Annotated in this window: 21 protein-coding genes, 1 tRNA gene and 1 pseudogene; 12 read left to right on the top strand and 11 right to left on the bottom strand. The window is 59.3% G+C overall.

Going from position 1 to position 21780, the window contains the following annotated elements; all coding sequences use genetic code 11:
* Nucleotides 1–305: 305 nt before the first annotated feature.
* The 4 genes from ELK40_RS03250 to rraB all read right to left on the bottom strand — a co-directional run bounded on the left by ELK40_RS03250 (nt 306) and on the right by rraB (nt 2480).
* Nucleotides 306–390, bottom strand: a tRNA-Leu gene (locus tag ELK40_RS03250).
* A 106-nt stretch (nt 391–496) separates the two neighbouring features.
* Nucleotides 497–1219, bottom strand: coding sequence for a topoisomerase II (locus tag ELK40_RS03245; protein WP_127729427.1), 723 nt, complete (start codon nt 1217–1219; stop codon nt 497–499).
* A gap of 30 nt (nt 1220–1249) precedes the next feature.
* Nucleotides 1250–2008, bottom strand: a complete 759-nt coding sequence (gene miaE / locus ELK40_RS03240) for a tRNA isopentenyl-2-thiomethyl-A-37 hydroxylase MiaE (protein ID WP_127729425.1) — start codon at nt 2006–2008, stop codon at nt 1250–1252.
* A gap of 46 nt (nt 2009–2054) precedes the next feature.
* The gene (gene rraB, locus ELK40_RS03235; RefSeq protein ID WP_023324077.1) at nt 2055–2480 is read right to left on the bottom strand and encodes a ribonuclease E inhibitor RraB; all 426 of its coding nucleotides are present in this window, start codon (nt 2478–2480) and stop codon (nt 2055–2057) included.
* A 99-nt stretch (nt 2481–2579) separates the two neighbouring features.
* Here rraB and ELK40_RS22840 point away from each other — a divergent pair, with 99 nt between their 5' ends.
* From ELK40_RS22840 to xynR, 3 genes are all read left to right on the top strand, one after another.
* A complete protein-coding gene (locus ELK40_RS22840) occupies nt 2580–2675 on the top strand; it encodes a hypothetical protein (RefSeq protein WP_213014347.1) in 96 nt (31 codons plus the stop codon).
* Complete coding sequence (argF, locus tag ELK40_RS03230) at nt 2645–3649, top strand: ornithine carbamoyltransferase (protein WP_127729423.1); 1005 nt, start codon at nt 2645–2647, stop codon at nt 3647–3649. The genes ELK40_RS22840 and argF (ELK40_RS03230) overlap by 31 nt, the downstream gene beginning before the upstream one ends.
* Nucleotides 3650–3787: 138 nt before the next feature.
* Nucleotides 3788–4546, top strand: coding sequence for a DNA-binding transcriptional repressor XynR (gene xynR, locus ELK40_RS03225; RefSeq protein WP_127729421.1), 759 nt, complete (start codon nt 3788–3790; stop codon nt 4544–4546).
* 4 nt (nt 4547–4550) lie between these two features.
* On the opposite strand, the gene ELK40_RS03220 is transcribed toward xynR, so the two are convergent.
* From ELK40_RS03220 to ELK40_RS03200, 5 genes are all read right to left on the bottom strand, one after another.
* Nucleotides 4551–6161, bottom strand: a complete 1611-nt coding sequence (locus tag ELK40_RS03220) for a glycoside hydrolase family 43 protein (protein WP_127729419.1) — start codon at nt 6159–6161, stop codon at nt 4551–4553.
* 11 nt (nt 6162–6172) lie between these two features.
* Complete coding sequence (locus tag ELK40_RS03215; RefSeq protein ID WP_127729416.1) at nt 6173–7555, bottom strand: MFS transporter; 1383 nt, start codon at nt 7553–7555, stop codon at nt 6173–6175.
* Nucleotides 7556–7781: 226 nt separating this feature from the next.
* Nucleotides 7782–9749: a xylonate dehydratase YagF gene (yagF, locus tag ELK40_RS03210; protein ID WP_127729414.1), complete on the bottom strand. Its 1968-nt coding sequence runs from the start codon at nt 9747–9749 to the stop codon at nt 7782–7784.
* A gap of 14 nt (nt 9750–9763) precedes the next feature.
* Nucleotides 9764–10672 carry a 2-keto-3-deoxygluconate aldolase gene (gene yagE / locus ELK40_RS03205; protein WP_127729412.1) on the bottom strand — a complete coding sequence of 303 codons (909 nt, stop codon included), beginning with the start codon at nt 10670–10672 and terminating at the stop codon, nt 9764–9766.
* 194 nt (nt 10673–10866) lie between these two features.
* Nucleotides 10867–11319 (bottom strand): YhcH/YjgK/YiaL family protein, encoded by a 453-nt coding sequence (locus ELK40_RS03200; protein WP_127729410.1) that lies wholly within the window; start codon nt 11317–11319, stop codon nt 10867–10869.
* A gap of 675 nt (nt 11320–11994) precedes the next feature.
* Here ELK40_RS03200 and arcA point away from each other — a divergent pair.
* The 5 genes from arcA to ELK40_RS03175 all read left to right on the top strand — a co-directional run bounded on the left by arcA (nt 11995) and on the right by ELK40_RS03175 (nt 17178).
* On the top strand, nt 11995–13215 hold the full coding sequence (gene arcA, locus ELK40_RS03195; RefSeq protein WP_029739276.1) for an arginine deiminase: 1221 nt from the start codon (nt 11995–11997) through the stop codon (nt 13213–13215).
* 10 nt (nt 13216–13225) lie between these two features.
* On the top strand, nt 13226–14137 hold the full coding sequence (gene arcC, locus ELK40_RS03190; RefSeq protein WP_127729408.1) for a carbamate kinase: 912 nt from the start codon (nt 13226–13228) through the stop codon (nt 14135–14137).
* Nucleotides 14138–14163: 26 nt separating this feature from the next.
* Nucleotides 14164–15168 (top strand): ornithine carbamoyltransferase, encoded by a 1005-nt coding sequence (argF, locus tag ELK40_RS03185; RefSeq protein WP_127729406.1) that lies wholly within the window; start codon nt 14164–14166, stop codon nt 15166–15168.
* Between the two features lie 46 nt (nt 15169–15214).
* Nucleotides 15215–16618, top strand: coding sequence for a YfcC family protein (locus ELK40_RS03180; protein ID WP_127729404.1), 1404 nt, complete (start codon nt 15215–15217; stop codon nt 16616–16618).
* 80 nt (nt 16619–16698) lie between these two features.
* Nucleotides 16699–17178 (top strand): ArgR family transcriptional regulator, encoded by a 480-nt coding sequence (locus ELK40_RS03175; protein ID WP_025912003.1) that lies wholly within the window; start codon nt 16699–16701, stop codon nt 17176–17178.
* Nucleotides 17179–17181: 3 nt separating this feature from the next.
* Here ELK40_RS03175 and ELK40_RS03170 read toward each other — a convergent pair.
* Nucleotides 17182–17299: pseudogene (locus ELK40_RS03170) on the bottom strand (hypothetical protein).
* Between ELK40_RS03170 and ELK40_RS03165 the strand changes: the two are divergent.
* The 4 genes from ELK40_RS03165 to ridA all read left to right on the top strand — a co-directional run bounded on the left by ELK40_RS03165 (nt 17279) and on the right by ridA (nt 19284).
* A complete protein-coding gene (locus ELK40_RS03165; protein WP_022646880.1) occupies nt 17279–17383 on the top strand; it encodes a pyrBI operon leader peptide in 105 nt (34 codons plus the stop codon). The pseudogene ELK40_RS03170 and the gene ELK40_RS03165 overlap by 21 nt on opposite strands.
* Nucleotides 17384–17417: 34 nt before the next feature.
* Nucleotides 17418–18350 (top strand): aspartate carbamoyltransferase, encoded by a 933-nt coding sequence (gene pyrB / locus ELK40_RS03160; RefSeq protein ID WP_023310198.1) that lies wholly within the window; start codon nt 17418–17420, stop codon nt 18348–18350.
* Nucleotides 18351–18362: 12 nt separating this feature from the next.
* The gene (gene pyrI, locus ELK40_RS03155) at nt 18363–18824 is read left to right on the top strand and encodes an aspartate carbamoyltransferase regulatory subunit (RefSeq protein WP_115876596.1); all 462 of its coding nucleotides are present in this window, start codon (nt 18363–18365) and stop codon (nt 18822–18824) included.
* Between the two features lie 73 nt (nt 18825–18897).
* Complete coding sequence (gene ridA, locus ELK40_RS03150) at nt 18898–19284, top strand: 2-iminobutanoate/2-iminopropanoate deaminase (RefSeq protein ID WP_127729402.1); 387 nt, start codon at nt 18898–18900, stop codon at nt 19282–19284.
* Between the two features lie 50 nt (nt 19285–19334).
* On the opposite strand, the gene ELK40_RS03145 is transcribed toward ridA, so the two are convergent.
* Nucleotides 19335–21719, bottom strand: coding sequence for a family 20 glycosylhydrolase (locus ELK40_RS03145; protein WP_127729400.1), 2385 nt, complete (start codon nt 21717–21719; stop codon nt 19335–19337).
* Nucleotides 21720–21780: the final 61 nt, after the last annotated feature.

Genomic DNA, 21780 nt, shown 5'->3' with positions numbered 1-21780 from the left:
AGTTTATCAGGATGACCATGTACCCGAAGGAGCGAGGCCGAATCGCTGGCAGAGCCTGCATTTCGTGTGCAGGTACGAACACCACCATAAACCTGTTTATTCCCTGCAACGTCATAGCATTCGAGTTCAGTCAGTGTTCAATCGGTACGTGTTTGACGCCTGGAACTACACGCCGCTATGAGTTAACATCCCAATTACCACTATCAACCACAGCGGCTTTTTCAAGGGACATAACGAAATATTTCTTGCAGGCAAAAGGATAGGCTTTATTATCTAATTAACTGTATTGTAAGGAATTTGTGACTTGGTGCCGAAGGCCGGACTCGAACCGGCACGTATTTCTACGGTTGATTTTGAATCAACTGCGTCTACCGATTTCGCCACTTCGGCACTGAAGGGGATGCGGAAACGTTGTGGATTATACCTGTCGCGCGCCGCCATGCAAGCGACGACGCGCTAAACCCGCGCTAAGTGCCCAAAAAACCAGCGTTCTTCGTCACTCCAGCTCAGACACCGCCAGCCGAATCACTCTCGCCGCCTTCTGCTCAGGCAGCGCCAGCACCTTCGCCCACATCTCCTGCACCATATCGCAAGAGAGCTTCTCTTTGCCCGCCGCCTTATCCGGCATCTGCAGCAGCTGGATGTCCTCGCCGTACTTATCGGCAAGCGCCTTCATAATCGGCCGCACATCCGCGACAGCCGCCTCGCGTTCGGCCGGGGTCACGGTGTGGCGGTTTTTGCCGTAGGCCGCGCGCATCATGTCGGCATCGGCCTGCATGCGCCGCGTCATCAGGTCTTTATCCAGCATGCGCATCGGGTTTACGCCGCCCTTCACCATCGGGTAGAGGAAGCGGAAGCAGGCGTCATCGCTCACCTTCTGGATGGCGGCGGTCTGCTCCATGTTGATGGTCATGTAGTTCACCACGTTGGCGTCCGGGGCGTTTTGCAGGCGCGACATCTGCAAATGCAGGATCTGCGGCTGGATGGTGTCGATAATCTGCTGCTCCGGCTCGCCCGCTTTTTGCAGGGCGGCCATCTGGTCGAGGATGCGCTGATGCAGCGCAGGCTCCTGCTCCTTTATCACCTGCCAGGCGGGCATCGCGTTGAGGGTGGTATCAATCTGGTGTTCGGGGGCGCGCTGCTTATCGAAGAATACCCAGAACGCCACGGCTGCAGCCGCAATGACGACAATCACAATACGGGTCCACGTTTTATTCATCTCGCATCCTTATCCTTTCGCTATGCCGGTTTACACCGGCACGCCGCTGTGGAAGCGAAACTCGGTGTCCGGTGTCGAGATAAGTGTGGCTTCAATTTCACCAAAAAGCTGTATGCGCGGTGAGATATCGTCGTCGCTTACCTGCTGGGCCAGCGTCAGATAGTCCTGATAGTGGCGCGCTTCCGAGCGCAGCAGCGAGAGATAGAACTTCTGCAGGTCGTCGTCGAGGTACGGGGCCAGCGCGGCGAAGCGTTCGCAGGAGCGGGCTTCGATGTAGGCGCCGCAGATGAGCTTGTCGATCAGCGTCAGCGGTTCGTGGGTACGCACTTCCTTCAGCATCCCTTTGGCGTAGCGGCTGGCGGTGATTTTGACGTACGGAATGTCGCGGGCCAGCATCGCCTCGCGCACCTGCCAGAAATGGTGCAGCTCCTCTTTAATCAGCAGCACCATGCTGTCGATAAGCGCCTGGCCCCACGGGTCATCGGTTTTGGGCATCACGCTTTTGCCAATCTGCCTGTGCAGGGCGATGAAGTCCGGCTCCGGGCCGTCGCGGAAAGTGAACTGCTCGTAGGGCTTGAGCCACTCGAGCAGCGCGTCGGCACCGCTTTCGTCGGCGACGTATTTACGCACCAGCAGCAGCGCGGTCTGGGCGGCCTTGAGCTCGCACACCATGTGGTCGGTGAGCAGCAGCGGCAGGTTCGCCGGGTCGCGGGCTTTATCAATCCATGCTTGCGGGGTCGGGCACTGGAGGAAGTTGAGTACGGGGGCGAGTATCTGCGGGTAATCCATGGTTCTGCCTTGAAAAAGCGGTGGCGCGGGCCACCGCCTGAAACGCTTAGTGACGCACGCCGTCGTCGTCTTCGTCGATATAATCTTCGTCGTCGCCTTCTTCGCCGTCTTCACCGTTCGGATCTTCGAAGTAGGTTCCCCAGCCGTCGTATTCCACGTCAAACTTCTCGGCCAGGTTCATCAGCTGTTCGACCTGTGCATCAATTAGCTCCGCCTTCAGCGCGCCTTCGCTCAGGATGTCGCAGCAGATGACGGTGTCGCCCTCTTCCACTTCCAGCTCTTCCGGCTCGGTCACTTCGTAACCCAGCTTGAAGGCTTCTACCGCCATTTTTTCCAGCGCGTCGAAATCATCCGCAGAGAAATGGTGCTCGATGGTGTACAGCGCGTCCGGATCGCTACCGTCTTCCAGCAGCTCTTCAATAATCAGACGCGTCTCTTCGCGTTGCTCTTCCAGTAATTCCGGGTTTGCCATGGCTCAATCCTCTTTAAAGTGCGGCAGATACTTCTATTTTCACACACGGACGGGTTTGCCTCCACCTTTGTTGGAAAGATTTGTGAAACGGGGTTGCAAATGAATAATTACACATATAAAGTGAATTTTAATTCAATAAGTGGCGTTCGCCATGTGAGGATAAAATGTCTGATTTGTACAAGAAACACTTTCTGAAATTGCTCGACTTTACCCCTGCACAGTTCACTTCTCTGCTGACCCTTGCCGCACAGCTCAAAGCCGATAAAAAAAAGGGCAAGGAAGTACAGAAACTTACCGGTAAAAACATCGCGCTCATCTTCGAAAAAGACTCGACCCGTACCCGTTGCTCTTTCGAAGTTGCCGCATTTGACCAGGGCGCGCGCGTTACCTATTTAGGGCCGAGCGGCAGCCAGATTGGGCATAAAGAGTCAATTAAGGACACCGCGCGCGTGCTCGGGCGGATGTACGACGGCATTCAGTATCGCGGCCACGGCCAGGAAGTGGTCGAGACGCTGGCGCAGCATGCGGGCGTGCCGGTGTGGAACGGGCTGACCAACGAGTTCCACCCGACCCAGCTGCTGGCGGACCTGCTGACCATGCAGGAGCACCTGCCGGGCAAGGCGTTTAACGAGATGACGCTGGTCTACGCGGGCGACGCGCGCAACAACATGGGCAACTCGATGCTGGAAGCGGCGGCGCTGACCGGGCTGGATCTACGCCTGGTGGCCCCGAAAGCCTGCTGGCCGGAAGAGAGCCTGGTGGCGGAGTGCAGCGCGCTGGCGGAGAAGCACGGCGGGAAAATTACCCTGACGGAAGACGTGGCGGCGGGCGTGAAGGGCGCGGACTTTATCTATACCGACGTGTGGGTGTCGATGGGCGAAGCCAAAGAGAAGTGGGCGGAGCGTATCGCGCTGCTGCGCGGGTATCAGGTGAACGCGCAGATGATGGCGCTGACCGGCAACCCGGACGTGAAGTTCCTGCACTGTCTGCCGGCGTTCCATGACGATCAGACCACGCTCGGCAAGCAGATGGCGAAGGAGTTCGATCTGCACGGCGGAATGGAAGTGACGGACGAGGTATTTGAGTCGGCGGCGAGCATCGTGTTCGACCAGGCGGAAAACCGGATGCATACGATTAAGGCGGTGATGGTGGCGACGCTTGGGGAGTGATTGACTCCTCTGCGGTCTGGTGCCCTCACCCCGGCCCTCTCCCACAGGGAGAGGGAGAACACCGGCTCCATTTCATTGATTTTTCACCCTGAAAAAGGTACGTTTTCGCCTTAATTCCAGCGTGGACATACCAGCATTATGCCGATTATTCAGTCTGTTGAACGTGCGTTGCAGATCCTCGACCTGTTCAACGAGCAGGCCACCGAGCTTAAGATCACCGACATCAGCAAACTGATGGGGCTGAGCAAGAGTACCCTCCACTCGCTGCTGAAAACCCTGCAGCTTCACGGCTATATCGATCAGAACCCGGAGAACGGCAAATATCGCCTCGGCATGAAGCTGGTCGAGCGCGGCCATTTTGTCGTGGGCTCCATCGATATTCGTCAGAAGGCGAAAGGCTGGCTGACGGAGCTGTCCCAACGTACCGGGCAGACCACCCATCTGGGGATCCTGGACGGGCGTGAAGGGGTTTATATCGAGAAGATTGAAGGCAAGCTGGCCGCCATCGCCTATTCGCGCATCGGCCGCCGCCTGCCAGTTCACGCCACCGCCATCGGCAAGGTGTTGATTGCCTGGCTGGGCGAGCCCGAGCTGAACGCCCTGCTGGAGGGCTATCAGTACACCACCTATACCCCTTCCACCCTCGCCTCTCGTGAAGCCTTAATGAGCGCCCTGGCGCAGACCCGCGAGCAGGGCTATGCCCTGGATAGCGAAGAGAACGAGCAGGGCGTGCGCTGCGTGGCGGTGCCGGTGTGGAACCACGAGTCCCGCGTCATCGCCGCCCTGAGCCTGTCGACGCTGACCTCCCGCGTGGACGACGCAGAGCTGGCTGATTTCCGCGAGCAGCTTCAGCAGGCCGGGCTCGCGCTGTCACGCGCGCTGGGCTACCCGGCCTGAACCGTTAAACCGGCTCGTAGGTAAAGTAGTCGAAGTCCGCGTGGCAGCCGTCGCCGCTGATGTCCTCGCAGTGCAGCCCCACAAACGCGCCGGTAAAGAAGCCGCGCCCGCCGATGTAGTCGTCCGACAGCTTCCACGCCTCATACGTCACCGGCACGGCGTGCCACGTCTCGCCGTCAAACGAGTAGCTGTAGCGGTAGACCAGCGTATCCACGTCCACGCGCAGCCATACGCTCTCCGCATATTCCGGCACCGGAATCGACTGCTCGTGCAGCGGCCACGACGGCACGTTGTGGTCGAGCTGGATCACCTTAATGGTTCTCCCCTTCCCCTCCTCGTAGTCCACAAAGCAGTAGCTCCAGTTTTTACTATTGTAGTAGCAGGTCAGCCCCGCGCTCTGCTGGAAGTGGACCGGCGAGAACTGCATCCGCGTTTCTGAGCGGAAAGCGAAGTGCTGCCAGCGGCGCGCCACGGTCGACTGGGTAAAGGTCGAGTTGAGCGAGTCGTTGCCATAGAGCCGCAAGTAGCCCGGGCGCGCGGTGAGCGAGCCGAGGGTGTCGTCGAACGGGATGCGCAGGGTCTGCAGCTCCGGGTCAAGCGAACTGGCGTCGAAATCCTCCCGCCAGCTGCCCTGAACGGCTGCAGGCTGCTCCGCCACCTGCGGGCCTTTCACGGTCAGCTGCGCGTGCTTGCCGCCTTCCACGTACGGCCAGCCGTCGCGCCACTCAATGCGGGCGATGCCGGTCTCGCGCCCCAGCGGGCAGTAGCCGCGCCCGCCGGAGGCCAGCAGCGGCACGCCGGGCAGGCGCAGCGGGCGGCTGGTGAGGTAGGCCATGTACCATTCTCCGGTGTGGGTCTGTAGCAGCGAGCCGTGGCCGCTCTTCTGCAGCGGATTCTCCGGCAGATGCCAGCTGGTCATCATCGTCACGTCCGGGTGCAACTCGTACGGCCCGTCGATGTTTTTGGAACGCAGCACCACAACCGCGTGCTCGTAGCTAGTGCCGCCCTCGGCAACCATCAGGTAGTACCATCCCGCGTGGCGATAAAGGTGCGCGCCCTCGGTGTAGCAGAGCGGCGTGCCGGTAAACAGGGTTTTGCGCTCGGGCGAGAGCGTGCCGGTCTGCGGATCAAACTCCTGCATTACGATGGTGTTGTGCGGGTTGCTGTGGTGGCGCGGCCCCCACGGGCGGTAGAGGTAATATTTGCGGCCATCGTCGTCGTGGAACAGGGACGGGTCAAACCCGCCGTTGCCCATGGGGATCGGCTCGCTCCACGGCCCCTCAATGGACGGCGCGGTGACGAGGAAGTTGCGGCCGTTTTTCCACGGCGAGTCGACAATCTTCACGTCGGTGTAGAGCAGCCAGAATTTGCCGTCGGCATAGCTCAGGCACGGCGCCCAGATGCCGCCGGAGTCCGGGTTGCCCTTCATGTCCAGCATCGACACGCGGTCCAGCGGGGTACTGACCAGCGACCAGTTTTTCAGGTCGCGGGAGTGGTAGATGCGCACGCCCGGGAACCACTCGAAGGTCGAGGTGGCGATGTAGTAATCCTCGCCCTGACGGCACAGGGAAGGATCCGGGTTGAAGCCGGTCAGAATAGGGTTAGTGATTTGCATAGTGCCTCCGGTTAATGGGATGCGGCTGTCGCGGCGTCGGGAACGGCCTCGCCCTGCGCCGCGCGATGCTTGATCAGCTGCTGGCTGATGGCCTCCACGCGGGCGTCGGTGAGCTTGTAGAACGACAGCATGATGAACATGCCCGCGTAGAGCACCACCGGCACCACGCAGAACAGGATTTTGATGGTGGTCAGCACCTCGACCGGCTGCACGCTGCTGCTGGCGGAGTAGTTGACGTACGCCAGGATCCAGCCCACCACCGCCCCGCCAATCGCCAGGCCAATCTTCAGGCTGAACAGGTAGGTGGAGAACACCAGCCCGTCGAGGCGGCGACCGCTGCGGCTCTCTTCGTAATCCACCACGTCAGAGGCCATCAGCCACTGCAGCGGCGTGGTGGTGTTGAAGACGAACAGGAACAGGATGTTGAGGGCAAAAATCAGGGCGATATGCTCCGCCGGGGTGACGAAAATCAGCAGGCTGATGAGCGAGTAGGCGACGATGATCCACTTGAAGGCGGTGACGCGGTCGAAGCGTCCCAGCAGACGGGACGAACAGAGCGAGCCAAACATGGTGGCGAGGCTGCCGTAGAGTAAGAACTGGGTCGCCATCTCCGGGTGATCCATCACGTATTTGACGAAGTAGAGCGTCGCCCCGCCGCGCACCACGTTGGAACAGGTGGCCATCATCTTGAACGCGCACATGATGCGCCACTGGCTATTGCCGAGCAGCAGCTTGAGATCTTTGGATACCGACGAGCCCGGCTGCACGTCAAAGGTGTAGCGCTCTTTGGTGGTAAAGAAGCAGACGTAGAGCAGCACCACGCCGATCAGGCCCAGCACGCACATGGCGCCGAAATAGCCCACCTGCTCGTTCCCTTTGCCGATGATGCTCACCAGCGGCAGGGCGATGCCGCTGATGGCGAGCGAACCAGCGGCGGCAAGGAAGAAGCGCCAGGACTGCAGAGCGTGACGCTCTTTAGGGTCAGCTGTAATGACGCCCGGCATGGCACAGTACGGCACGTTAACGAAGGTGTAGACCAGGGTCAGGAGAATGTAGGTCACGCAGGCGTAGATGATCTTGCCCTGCGCGGAGAAGTCCGGCGTGTAGAAGGTCAGCACGCAGACGATGCCGAACGGGATGGCACCCCACAGCAGGAACGGGCGGAACTGGCCGTGCCGCGTGCGGGTGCGGTCTACCAGCAGCCCCATCAGCGGGTCGGTGACGGCGTCGAGCACGCGGGAGATTAAAAACAGCGTCCCCATAATGCCCGCCGACAGGCCGAAGACGTCGGTGTAGAAGTAGGCCAGCAGGAACATCGTGGCCTGCCAGACGAAGCCGCAGGCGGTGTCACCCAGCCCGTAGCCAATTTTGTCTTTCATGGTTAATTGCGTCATCAGAATTACACCCTTATGTAGTGTGCTGAATTACAACATCGTGTTAATGGAGTGTAATGAGCTGTTCAATTAACCAGCAATGGTCATATCTTATTTCTGAATTACGTTATTTTGCTTTTGTGACGCCAGCGATATATCACAAGTTATTGTTTAAATTAATAAAATAAAGACAAGCAAAAGCCGTCCACGGAATATATTCCGTAGACGACAATCGCGTGAAAAATAATTAAATACCGAGCGCTTTTTTACCGGCGTTAATTACCTCGATAATTTTATCGGTGTCATAAATACAGCCTTTCCAGGTGCCGCCGCTGACCGACTGTAATGCTGCCCACAGCCGGGTGTCGTCCGGCAAAAAGTCGTGGGCGTGCAGGTTCGGGTGCGTCTGCCGCATTGCCAGCTCGCGCGCGCCCTCCTCCGGCGTCAGCGGGTTGTCCACCGTGCCGATAAAGTTCACGCTACCTGTTAATGTCAGTCGGTCGACGGCTATCTCGATAATGTCATTATTGCGCAGCTTGCCAATCGGCCCGCCCGCCAGCGCCTCCGGCGACACGTGGCCGAAGCAGGCGCCTGTCGACACGCCCGAGAAGCGCGCATCGGTGATTAACGATACCGTCTTGCCCCACGAGATATGCTTCAGCGCGGAGGTAAGCTGGTAGGTCTCTTCCATGCCGGTGCCGGACGGCCCGCCGCCGATCACCACCATGATATCGCCCTGCTTGATCTCTTCCCGCTTGATAGCCTTGATTGCCTGCGCTTCCGAGACAAACACCCTCGCCCGGCCGGTGTGGCGGTAAACGCCATCTTCACCGACGACCGACGGGTCGATCGCCGTGGCCTTGATCACCGAGCCTTCCGGCGCGATGTTGCCCGTCGGGAAGCAAACCGTCGAGGTCAACCCTCTCGACTTTGCCTTCTCCGGCGGCAGGATCACGTCATCCGGATCCACGCCGTCCTGCTCGCGCAGGCACTGGCGGAAGCGCGCCCGGCGTTCGGACGCCTGCCACCAGTCGAGGTTTTCGCCCACCGTCTGGCCGGTCACGGTCATGGCGTCCAGATGCAGCAGGCCGAGATCGCGCAGATGGAGCATCACCTCCGGCACGCCGCCCGCCAGGAAGGCGCGCACGGTCGGGTGATAGTCCGGGCCGTTGGGCAGCACGCTGACCAGGCGCGGCACCCTGCGGTTAACGCGCGTCCAGTGTTCAACATCCGGGATCGTGCAGCCCGCCGCGTGGGCGATGGCCGGAATGTGCAGCAGTAAATTGGTGGAGCCGCCGAACGCCGCGTGGATCACCATGGCGTTTTCGATGGCTTTGTCGGTGAGGATATCGCGCGTGGTGATGCCGCGGTTATCCAGCTCGCTCACCGCCCGCGCCGACTGGCGGGCAATTTCCAGCCACACCGCCTGCCCGGACGGCGCCAGCGCGGAGTGCGGCAGCGCCAGCCCCAGCGCTTCCGCGACCACCTGCGAGGTACCCGCCGTGCCGAGGAACTGACACCCACCGCCCGGCGACGCGCAGGCGCGACAGCCCAGCTCGGCGGCCTCCTGCAGGGAGAGTTCGTGGTTGGCAAAGCGCGCGCCGATGGTCTGCACCTTGCCCGCGTCTTCCCCCACGGTCGGCGGCAGCGTCGCCCCGCCCGGCACCAGAATGGTCGGCAGGTCGTGCATCGAGGCCAGCGCAATCATGGTGGCGGGCAGCCCTTTATCGCAGGTCGCCACGCCAATCACCGCCCGGCGCGTGGGCAGGGAGCGAATCAGACGACGAAATACGATCGCCGCATCGTTACGGTACGGCAGGGAGTCGAACATGCCGTGCGTGCCCTGCGAACGTCCGTCGCACGGATCGCTGACGAAGGCAGCAAACGGGATCCCGCCGTTGCGCGTGATCTCCTTCGCCGCCGCCTGCATCTGCATACCGATTTCCCAGTGCCCGGTATGGTAGCCCAGCGCAACCGGGCGTCCGTCCCCGGCGCGAATGCCCCCCTGGGTACCGATAATCAGCACCTCTTTCCCGGTCAGCCTGTTGGCGTCCCAGCCCATTCCTGCGTTCTGCGTCATGCCAAACAGGTTGCCGCTGGGGGATTCCATCAGCATCTGCGGAGTCAGCGGCAGCGCGCCCTGCGGCCCCGCGGCATGGGTGATCACCGCATAAAACGCATCGTCCTGTGGGGTGAAAATTTTCTCGATGGCCATGGTTATCGTCCGGCTCAGCAGAGCTTGAGCTGTTGCAGCAGGGTTTTCAGCTGCGCCTTGCGCGGCTCGTCCAGCGGCGAGGCGGGCGGCAGCACGTGCGTGGAGATCGGGCGACCGCAGAGCGCTATCGCCTCTTTAATGACGTTCACAAACGGCGTATCCAGCTGATACATCTGCGGGATTTGCAGCAGGGTCTGATGATACTCAGCCGCTTTCGCCACGTCTTTATCCCGCCAGGCTTTCAGAAGATTCACCGACACCTGTGGGGCAAAGTTGCCGCTGGCCGAGATCGCCCCGTCACCGCCGAGCAGCAGGGTATTAAACAGATGATCGTCGTAGCCGCACAGCACGGTGAAGTGCGGATGGGCGGCTTTAACGGTGTGGATCATGCTGCGCAGGTGGGCGACGGAGTCGATGGTGTCTTTGATGCCGATAATGTTGCTGCGCGAGTCGGCCAGGGTTTTGACCAGCGCCGGGGTCAGATCCTGCCCGGTCAGCGCCGGGAAGTTATAGAGCATTACCGGCAGCGTGACGCTGTCCGCCACCTGCTCGAAATAGCGGATCAGGTTCGCTTCCGACACTTTCCAGTAATAAGGGTTGATCACCACGATGCCGTCCGCCCCCGCCTGCTGCGCGTGCTGGCTGAGCGCAATGGTTTCCCGGGCGTTGGTGCCGCCGGTGCCGATCAGCACCGGTACGCGACGATCGACGCGATCGATAGCAAATTGGGCAATGGTTTTACGCTCTTCGGCGCTGAGCTGGGAGAACTCGCCGCCGCTGCCCAGGAAGAACAGGCCGTCAACGCCTGCCGCGATCAGATCGTCGATCAGCGCGGCGGTGCCCTGCTTATCGAGCTGGCCATCGGCGGAAAAAATGGTGGAGACAGGGGGAATGATTCCCGTAAACAACGCGGACTGCGGCATGAGATCTCCTTGCTGAATTATTTTGTTCTACATTATAGAACATCGTTCATTAAATTAACGATCATACTATGACGCAGGAAAAGCGCAGGTAAATGAGAGATGAAGAGGGAGTGCGGGAAACTTAAGCTGGATCACATATTGCCCCTCACCCCGAACCTCTCCCCTGTAGAGAGAGGTTCGGGGTGAGGGGGTTCTTACTCTACAAGCATCTTCACCACAACTTTTCGCACCTTCGCCGGTGCCCCCACCGCGCACAGCGGCTTATGCACCTCACCCGGCCAGAACACCACAAAATCCCCTTCGCTCAGCACCACCGTTTTCTCCTGCTCGCCTTCCGGCAGGAACGCGATGTCTTTGTCCGCCAGCCAGTCGGTGTCCGGCGCACCGTGCGGCAGGGTGCTGAAGGTCATCCCCTCCTGACCCTTCATCACGATCTGAATATCCAGATAGCGCGCGTGGTACTCGGCGCGACGTTCGGCGAACGGCTGGGTTGTATCTTCAGAGACCAGATAAAACAGGCTGTTGCCGTTGACGTCGTGCTTGCCGAGCGGCGTCGCGTCGGTGACGTGGGCTTTAACATGCTCAATCGCCTGGCGCAGATCGTCAGGCAGCCAGGACTGCAGATGGTGGATGTTGCCGATAATCATGAGAAAATCCTCGATATAAAACAACGTTTCATTTTTACCTTTTATACGAGAATCCCGGCTGCCATACCAGCCCTTTTTGGACGAGGTTTGCGCGAGCGCATGTTTATCGGGAATGGTGTTAATTTGCTGTTAATCCTGCCCAGGCAATTATGCAGGGGTTATGCATAACCTCGATCGGCGCTTATCGCACGGCTGTTCTAACCTCTTGATCATGCTCTCTAATTAACAAAACCCCATGCCGCCTCACACTTTACTGTTTTGATAATTTGCTCTAAAAAACCATAATTATTTATTGATTTTTCTTAAGTCAAAAATAGTTAATTACGTTAATTGCATAGCCATTCTTACCCATGATTCTTATCGTTTAAAATCAGTCACATAACAATATATGTCAAAATATTAAAATCTACAAAACAATAACAACCTCAAATAATGCCACCGAATCCTGCTTAGCTATTCACCCATCAATAATATGAAATTAACCATTATCTGATGCGAATCATGCAAATGAAAACAAACCCCTTAATATCCATTTTCGCGTGAGCAACATCACAATACAGATTATTTAACTGCCTAGTATGAATCACGAAATCAATTGAGCTTAGCCGCCATGAAATTAAATACGTTACATGGCGCATGCCCTTTTTATTCTGAAAAACAGTTAAAGGAATAATTATGGAAAAGCATTACGTCGGTTCTGAAATTGGTCAATTGCGTAGCGTTATGCTGCACCGCCCAAATTTAAGTCTGAAACGCTTAACGCCATCGAATTGCCAGGAGCTGCTTTTCGATGACGTGCTCTCGGTTGAGCGGGCGGGTGAGGAGCATGACATCTTCGCAAACACGCTGCGCGAGCAGGGTGTGGAAGTCCTGCTGTTGACCGACCTTCTGACACAAACCCTTGATATTGCAGAGGCGAAGGCCTGGCTGCTGGATACGCAAATCTCCGACTATCGTCTCGGCCCCACCTTTGCCGGCGACGTTCGCGGCTGGCTGGCGGATATGCCGCACCGCGAACTGGCGCGCAGGCTGAGCGGCGGATTAACCTACGGTGAAATTCCGGCAGCCATTAAAAATATGGTGGTGGATACCCACACGGCGAATGATTTTATTATGAAGCCGCTGCCAAACCATTTATTTACCCGCGATACCTCGTGCTGGATTTATAACGGCGTCTCTATTAACCCAATGGCCAAACCGGCCCGTCAGCGCGAAACCAATAACCTGCGGGCAATATATCGCTGGCACCCGGCGTTCGCCGACGGCGATTTTATTAAGTATTTCGGCGACGAGAATATTAATTACGACCACGCCACTTTAGAAGGCGGCGACGTATTAGTCATTGGCCGCGGCGCGGTCCTGATCGGCATGTCTGAACGCACCACCCCGCAGGGCGTGGAGTTCCTCGCCAACAGCCTGTTCAAACACCGCCAGGCCGAGCGCGTGATCGCCGTTGAGCTGCCAAAACACCGCTCCTGCATGCACCTCGACACCGTCATGACCCACATCGACGTGGACACCTTCTCCGTCTACCCGGAAGTGGTGCGCAAGGACGCCCAGTGCTGGACGCTCACCCCGGACGGACGCGGCGGCCTGCTGCGCACCCAGGAAACCGACCTGCTGCACGCCATCGAGAAAGCGCTCGGCATTAACCAGGTGCGTCTGATCACCACCGGCGGCGACGCCTTTGAGGCCGAACGCGAGCAGTGGAACGACGCCAATAACGTCCTGACCATCCGCCCCGGCGTGGTGATCGGCTACGAGCGCAACGTATGGACCAACGAGAAGTACGACAAAGCGGGTATCACCGTGCTGCCCATTCCGGGCGACGAACTCGGACGCGGCCGCGGCGGCGCGCGCTGCATGAGCTGCCCGCTGGAACGCGACGGAATTTAAAGGAGCCATCATGGAACGAAAACCCACTTTGGTTGTGGCCCTGGGCGGCAACGCGCTGCTCAAGCGCGGCGAGCCGCTGGAAGCGGAGATCCAGCGCCAGAACATCGAGCAGGCCGCCCGCACCATCGCCGGGCTGACGGCGCAGTGGCGCGTGGTGCTGGTACACGGCAACGGGCCGCAGGTCGGACTGCTGGCGCTGCAGAACAGCGCCTACGACAAAGTGACGCCCTACCCGCTGGACGTTCTCGGCGCCGAAAGCCAGGGAATGATCGGCTACATGCTCCAGCAGGCGCTGAAAAACAGCCTGCCGCAGCGGGAGGTGAGCGTTCTGCTCACCCAGGTAGAAGTGGACGCCGCCGACCCGGCCTTCAGCAACCCGACCAAATACATCGGCCCGGTGTACAGCGAAGCCCAGGCAAAAACGCTGGCCGCGGAGAAAGGCTGGGTGTTTAAGGCCGACGGCAGCTACGTCCGCCGCGTGGTGCCCTCTCCGCAGCCGAAGCGCATCGTTGAGAGCGACGCCATCACGGCGCTGATCCAGCGCGACCATCTGGTGATCTGCAACGGCGGCGGCGGGGTGCCGGTGGTGGAACAGGCCAACGGCTATCGCGGGATCGAGGCGGTGATCGACAAAGACCTCTCCGCCGCCCTGCTGGCGCGCCAGATCGAGGCCGACGCCCTGCTGATCCTCACCGATACCGACGCGGTGTACCTCGACTGGGGCAAACCAACCCAGCGTCCGCTGGCGCAGGTGACGCCGGAACTGCTCAGGGGCATGCAGTTCGACGCCGGATCGATGGGGCCGAAAGTGGCCGCCTGCCGCGAGTTCGTTGAAGCCTGTAACGGCATTGCCGGGATCGGCGCGCTGGCCGACGGCGCGGAGATCCTCGCGGGCGAGAAAGGCACGTTGATTCGTAACTGAACACTCATTTTAAAAAGGATTTACCCATGACCATCAACCTGAAAAACCGCAACTTCCTGAAACTGCTGGACTATACCCCGGCGGAGATCCAGTACCTGATTGACCTCGCCATCGAGCTCAAGGCCGCCAAAAAAGCCGGGCGCGAGAAGCAAACCCTTGTCGGGAAAAACATCGCCCTGATCTTTGAAAAAACCTCCACCCGCACCCGCTGCGCCTTCGAAGTGGGCGCGTTCGACCAAGGCGCGCAGGTCACCTATCTCGGCCCAAGCGGCTCGCAGATTGGCCATAAAGAGTCGATGAAAGACACCGCCCGCGTGCTGGGCCGCATGTACGACGGCATCGAATACCGCGGCTACGGCCAGGCCATCGTCGAAGAGCTGGGCGAGTACGCGGGCGTGCCTGTGTGGAACGGCCTGACCGACGAGTTCCACCCAACGCAAATTCTCGCCGATCTGATGACCATGCTGGAGCACGCGCCGGGCAAAACCCTGCCTGAGCTTAGCTTTGCCTATCTCGGCGACGCGCGCAACAACATGGGCAATTCCCTGATGGTAGGCGCGGCCAAGATGGGGATGGATATCCGCCTCGTCGCGCCGAAATCCTTCTGGCCGGAAGCGGGGCTGGTTGAACAGTGCCGCGCCATCGCGAAAGAGACGGGCGCGCGCATCACCCTCACCGACGACGTGAAAGAAGGCGTGCAGGGGACCGATTTCCTCTACACCGACGTGTGGGTCTCCATGGGTGAGCCGAAGGAAGCCTGGGCCGAGCGCGTCAGTCTGATGAAGCCATATCAAATTAACGCCCAGGTGATGAAGGCCACCGGCAACCCGAACGTCAAATTCATGCACTGCCTGCCGGCGTTCCACAACGAACACACCAAAGTGGGCCGCGAGATCGAGATGGCGTACGGCCTGAAGGGGCTGGAAGTGACGGAAGAGGTCTTCGAATCGCCGAATTCCATCGTCTTTGACGAAGCAGAGAACCGCATGCACACCATCAAAGCGGTCATGGTGGCGACACTCGGCGACTAATCACCGCCCGGCGCGCCGCGGGTGCGCCGGGTTTAAGGAGAACATCATGGGCAAGTTCAAGTTTCCCTCCGCTTACACCATTCTCTTTTTCCTGATTGCCGTTGTGGCGGCGCTGAGCTGGGTCGTCCCCGCCGGTCAATACCAGATGGCGATGAACGAAACCCTCGGTAAAGAAGTCCCGATTGCCGGCACCTACGCGCACGTCGCGGCGCATCCGCAGGGGCTGGTTTCGGTGCTGATGGCGCCGATTGCCGGGCTGTACGATCCGGTTTCCGGCCAGGCCGGGGCGATCGACGTGGCGCTGTTTATTCTGATCATCGGGGGATTTCTCGGGATCGTCACCAAAACCGGGGCGATTGACGCCGGGATCGAGCGTGTGACCACCCGGCTGCGCGGACGCGAGGAGTGGATGATCCCGATCCTGATGGCGCTGTTCGCCGCGGGCGGCACGATTTACGGCATGGCCGAAGAGTCACTGCCCTTCTATACCTTACTGGTGCCGGTGATGCTGGCCGCGCGGTTCGATCCGGTTGTCGCCGCCTCCACCGTGCTGCTCGGGGCGGGGATCGGCACGCTGGGTTCCACCATCAACCCGTTTGCCACGGTCATCGCCGCCAACGCCGCCGGGATCCCCTTTACCAACGGCATCGCCCTGCGCGTGGCGCTGCTGGTCATCGGCTGGATCATCTGCGTGGCGTGGGTGATGCGCTATGCCCGCAAAGTCCGCCAGGATCCGTCGCTGTCGATCGTCGCGGATAAACAGGAAGAGAACCGCGCCCATTTCCTTGGCAACAAGGGCGAACAGTCGCTGGAATTCACCCCGGTGCGCAAAATCATCCTGGTGATTTTTGCCCTCGCCTTCGCGGTGATGATTTACGGCGTGGCGGTACTGGGCTGGTGGATGGCGGAGATCTCCGCGGTGTTTCTCGCCAGCGCGATTATTGTCGGCCTGATTGCCCGCATGAGCGAAGAGGAACTGACGTCGACGTTTATCAACGGCGCGCGAGATTTGCTGGGCGTCGCGCTGATTATCGGCATCGCGCGCGGTATCGTAGTCATCATGGATAAGGGCATGATTACCCACACCATTTTGCACAGCGCGGAAGGGCTGGTCAGCGGGTTGTCCACGGTAGCGTTTATCAACGTGATGTACTGGCTGGAGGTCGTGCTGTCGTTTCTTGTGCCTTCTTCATCCGGCCTGGCCGTTCTGACGATGCCGATCATGGCGCCGCTTGCCGATTTCGCTAACGTCAACCGCGACCTGGTGGTGACGGCTTACCAGTCGGCCTCCGGCATCGTTAACCTCGTCACGCCCACCTCAGCCGTCGTGATGGGCGGGCTGGCTATCGCCCGGGTGCCTTACGTACGCTATCTGAAATGGGTGGCGCCACTGCTGGCGATCCTGACGGTGGTGATTATGGTGGCGTTAAGTCTGGGGGCGTTGTTGTAATTTGCCGGATGGCGCTGCGCTTATCCGGCCTACGGATCGGTGCGGTGCCACCGGTTATTTCGGGAACTGATATGGGAACTATGATGGATTACGAAGAGTACTCTCCCAAAGAACAACTGCAACTCACGGTGTGCCAGCGTTTGATCGCCGAAAAGAGTTATCTTTCGCAGGAAGAGATTCGCCGCGACCTGCAGGAGAGAGGGTTTGACAGCATCAGCCAGTCGACCGTTTCGCGATTGCTGAAGTTGCTCGGAGTCATAAAAATTCGAAATGCCAAAGGGCTAAAGATTTATTCGCTGAATCCCCAGCTGCGCCCTGCCCCCGACGCCGCGCGTACCGTGTCCGAAATGGTGGTCAGCGTCGAGCATAATAGCGAGTTTATCCTTGTCCATACCGTCGCCGGATATGGCCGCGCGGTGGCGCGTATTCTGGATTATCACCAGCTTCCGGAAATATTAGGCGTGGTGGCCGGCAGCAGTATTGTCTGGGTCGCCCCCCGGGTGGTGAAGCGCACCGCGCTGGTGCATAAGCAAATTAATTATTTACTCAGAACGCATTAATATTCACAAAGAACCGTTTGCATTGAGTAAAGCGTGCATTAAATCGCTTGATCCCAAAAGCGAGCTGCGTATAATGCCCGACAATTTGCCGGGAGGAAGCATGGTCAAGCGTGTACGACATAACGTCTTACCGCGTCTGAAATCAGACGCTGGCCTGCCGTTTTTCTTCCCGTTGCTAAACCTATTCCCAGAGCCCCTCATTTGAGGGGCTTTTTTTTGCCCGGCGTCAGGAGATAAACATGAATCCGCTTTATCAAAAACACATCATTTCCATAAACGACCTCAGCCGCGAAGAGCTGGAACTGGTTCTGGAAACCGCGGCAAAACTGAAGGCCAATCCGCAACCGGAGCTGCTGAAACACAAGGTGATTGCGAGCTGCTTCTTCGAAGCCTCGACCCGCACCCGCCTCTCCTTTGAGACCTCCATGCACCGCCTGGGCGCGAGCGTGGTGGGCTTCTCGGACAGCAGCAACACGTCGCTGGGTAAAAAAGGCGAGACCCTGGCGGATACCATTTCAGTGATTAGCACCTACGTCGACGCAATTGTGATGCGTCATCCACAGGAGGGCGCGGCGCGCCTCGCGACCGAGTTCTCCGGCGGCATTCCGGTGCTGAACGCCGGCGACGGTGCCAACCAGCACCCAACGCAGACGCTGCTGGACCTGTTCACCATTCAGGAGACGCAGGGCAAACTTGAGAACCTGAACATCGCCATGGTTGGCGACCTTAAATACGGCCGCACCGTTCACTCCCTGACCCAGGCGCTGGCGAAATTTAACGGCAACCGCTTCTTCTTCATCGCCCCGGACGCACTGGCGATGCCGCAGTACATTCTCGACATGCTGGACGAGAAAGGCATTCAGTGGAGCCTGCATGCCAGCATCGAAGAGGTGATGAGCCACGTGGATATTCTCTACATGACCCGCGTGCAGAAAGAGCGTCTGGACCCGTCCGAATACGCCAACGTGAAGGCGCAGTTCGTGCTGCGCGCCAGCGACCTCGAGGGCGCGCGCGACAACATGAAGGTCCTGCATCCGCTGCCGCGCATCGATGAGATCACCACAGACGTGGACAAAACGCCGCACGCCTGGTACTTCCAGCAGGCAGGAAACGGCATCTTCGCCCGCCAGGCGTTACTGGCACTGGTTCTGAATCGCGAATTAGCTCTGTAAGGGGAGACGACCATGACACACGATAACAAACTCCAGGTTGAAGCCATCAAGCGTGGCACCGTGATTGACCATATCCCTGCGCAGGTAGGCTTTAAGCTGCTGACGCTGTTCAAACTGACCGAAACCGACCAGCGCATCACCATAGGCCTGAACCTGCCGTCGGGCGAGATGGGCCGCAAAGACCTGATTAAAATCGAGAACACCTTCCTGACCGACGAGCAGGTCAACCAGCTGTCGCTGTACGCGCCGGACGCCACCGTCAACCGCATCGACGAGTATGAAGTGGTCGGTAAATCCCGCCCGAGCCTGCCGGATCGCATTGAAAGCGTGCTGATCTGCCCGAACAGCAACTGCATCAGTCATGCTGAGCCGGTTTCTTCCAGCTTTGCAGTGAAAAAACGCGCCGATGACATCGCGCTCAAATGCAAATACTGCGAAAAAGAGTTTTCTCATTATGTGGTGCTGGCCAACTAATTGAGGTTGGTAATGAAATCCCGGCTGTTATAATGGCCGGGAACATTCTTAACGCTGTAATTCTGGAGAAAACATGAGCAAAGTACTCGCGACGGAAAATGCACCAGCGGCTATCGGCCCTTACGTTCAGGGCGTTGATCTGGGTAGCATGATCATCACTTCCGGGCAGATCCCGGTGAACCCAAAAACCGGCGCGGTGCCGGAAGACGTCGCGGCACAGGCGCGTCAGTCGCTGGAAAACGTGCGGGCTATCGTTGAATCTGCCGGTCTGAAAGTGGGTGATATCGTGAAAACTACCGTTTTCGTGAAAGATCTGAACGATTTCGCGACCGTTAACGCCACCTACGAAGCGTTCTTCACCGAGCACAACGCCACCTTCCCGGCGCGCTCCTGCGTGGAAGTGGCCCGTCTGCCAAAAGATGTGAAAATTGAAATCGAAGCGATTGCCGTTCGTCGTTAATTCGCTTTGGCGATAAAAAAGGCAGCCCAGGCTGCCTTTTTTGTTGCTTGCTACTGATTCCGCGTCGCCCTGAGCAGCGTCTCCAGCGGATAGACCGCCGCAATCACCACTTCGTCCTGAACCTTCGCCGCGTTATCCAGCTCGCTCTGAATCGACGCGATCTCTTTATCATCCAGCGTGCCCTGGCGCGCCACCAGATCCGTCAGCCTCAGGCCAATCGTGGCCAGCTTATCCACCTCCTGGATCACCGGCTTCATCGCCTTGAGCTGATAGCTGTTTTCGCTTAGCGCCAGCGCGTCGCTGGTGTTGCTCTGCCAGCGGTTAAAGACGTGGCGCAGGGCGTCAGCGCTTTCCGTGTCTTCCGCATCGCTCACCAGACGGTCCGCCCATTTGTGCATCTGGCGCACGGTGGCGCTTTCGGCGTTCAGCGCATCGGCGAAGCGGTTGAGCGGCTCAAACTGATGATAGTTTCCGGCCTGGAACTTCAGGTGCTGGCGGGTGTAATACTGCGCGGGCTCTACCGCCTGAGCGAGGATCTGCAGCGGCAGCGTGTCGGCATTACCGGCAAGGCGCGTGAACTGCACCTGCTGCTGGGTATGCTGCTGCAGCCCGACCGACACCGTCGACCAGCTGTCCATCGCCTGCAGGCGGGTGTACATGTTATCGACGTCGTTAACATCCTGCGCGGACCACAGCCGCTCCGCCACCGCGAAGGTGCGCGGCCACAGGCGGATATCCAGCACCGGCGCCACCACGTTTTCCGCCCACAGAGCGGCTTCACCGCCGAGCAGGTTGGCCTGATTCGCCACGTCCGGCACGACCGGCGGAACGCCTTTCGGCACGTCGTCCAGACGCGTGCCGCTAATCGGGTAGCGCGTATTCCCGACGAGGAAATAACCGGCGAGTTTGTCGTTATCGACGGTGACGACCGGGCGCGTTTCGCCCATCCACGTATCGACGGTAAACGTGACCTGGCTGTCATCGCGCCACTCAATGTTCTGCACCGCACGGCGCGATTTCCCGGCAAAATCAATAAACCCGCGCCAGCCGGCATCCCCTTTCACCAGGGTGAAGCTCCCCTCCACCGGCTTGCCCTTCAGGCGCGGCATGGAAAAGGCCCAGCTCTGGACGCTGTCGGTGTCGGCTATCACGTCCACGCCGTTCAGCCCCTGCGGGACGATCTCGTTGCGGTAGTGATAGGCGGTGGACTGGGGCTGGTCGAGATAAAAGCCGGTCGACAGAATGCCCCTGTAGCCGTTCTGCGCCACCTGCCCCAGCGCGTCCTGCCCCTGCCAGGACTGGATCAGAATGCTTTTCGGCAGATCGGGATGGTAGATCTCATCCCAGCCGACCATCTGGCGGTGATGCTTCTCGAGGATCGTTTCCAGCCTGCGGTTAAAATAGGCCTGCAGCGCGTGGCTGTCCGCCAGCCTGTTGTCGCGCATAAACTGCTGGATGGCCGGGTTCGCTTTCCACTGGCTATCGTCCACCTCATCACCGCCGATGTGCAGATACGGATCGGGGAAGATCGCCGCCAGTTCGCTGACCATCGCGTCGGCAAAAGCGTAAGTTGCGTCTTTTGTGGGATCCAGCACCGGCTTCAGCACGCCCCAGTGGCGCTCCATGGCGTACGGCCCCGGGGCGCTCATCAGCTCCGGGTAGGCCACGGCAATCGCCGAGGCGTGACCCGGCATATCGATCTCCGGCACCACGCGGATACCGCGTTCGGCGGCGTAACGCACCACCTCGCGCATCTGATCTGGGGTGTAGAACAGCCCGTCGCTGGCAAGCTGCGTCAGCTTAGGGTAGCGCTTCGAGCTGAAGCGCCAGCCCTGATCGTCGGTTAAGTGCCAGTGCAGCACGTTGAGCTTCGCCGCAGCCATGCCGTCGATCTGGCGTTTGATATCCGGCAGCGGGATAAAGTGGCGTGCCGAATCGAGCAGCAGCCCGCGCCACGGGAAGCGCGGCGAATCTTCAATGGTAACCCACGGCAGAGAGGTGTTTTCCGTCCCGTTCTGCATCAGCTGGAGCAGGGTTTCCATGGCGCGCAAGGCACCGAAACGGGTGTTGGCGGAGATATTCACCCCGTTGGCGTCCACCGTGAGCTTATAGGTTTCATCGCTGTCCGGCAGCGGCTGCGGCTTGACCTTTTTGGCAATCGCGATGCGGATAGTCGGTTTGTCCGGCTTTTCAGCCTGCGGCTGCAGCGTCCAGCCGGTTTGCAGGGCGATGCGCTGGCGCAGGCGGTTGACGGCGTCACCGAGATCGTCGCCGCTGACGCTAATGGATACGTTGTTGCTGAGCACCAGCGCACCCTGGGTCGTCGGGCGTTCGACCTTCGCAGGCCAGGGCATTAAGGGGAGATCCCCTGCCGGGGCGGCAAAGGCAGAGGCGCCGAGCATCAGCCCGGCGGTTAAGAGACTGTACCGTAACATGAATGTTCCTTATCTGACGGGCCAAATAAAGGCAAAACATTCTGTTAACATGCGCTCAATT

The organism is Enterobacter sp. N18-03635, from assembly GCF_004006055.1.
GTDB lineage: Bacteria > Pseudomonadota > Gammaproteobacteria > Enterobacterales > Enterobacteriaceae > Enterobacter > Enterobacter vonholyi.
The sequence above is the reverse complement of the archived record's forward strand: the minus strand, read 5'-3'. Positions and strand labels throughout refer to the sequence as shown.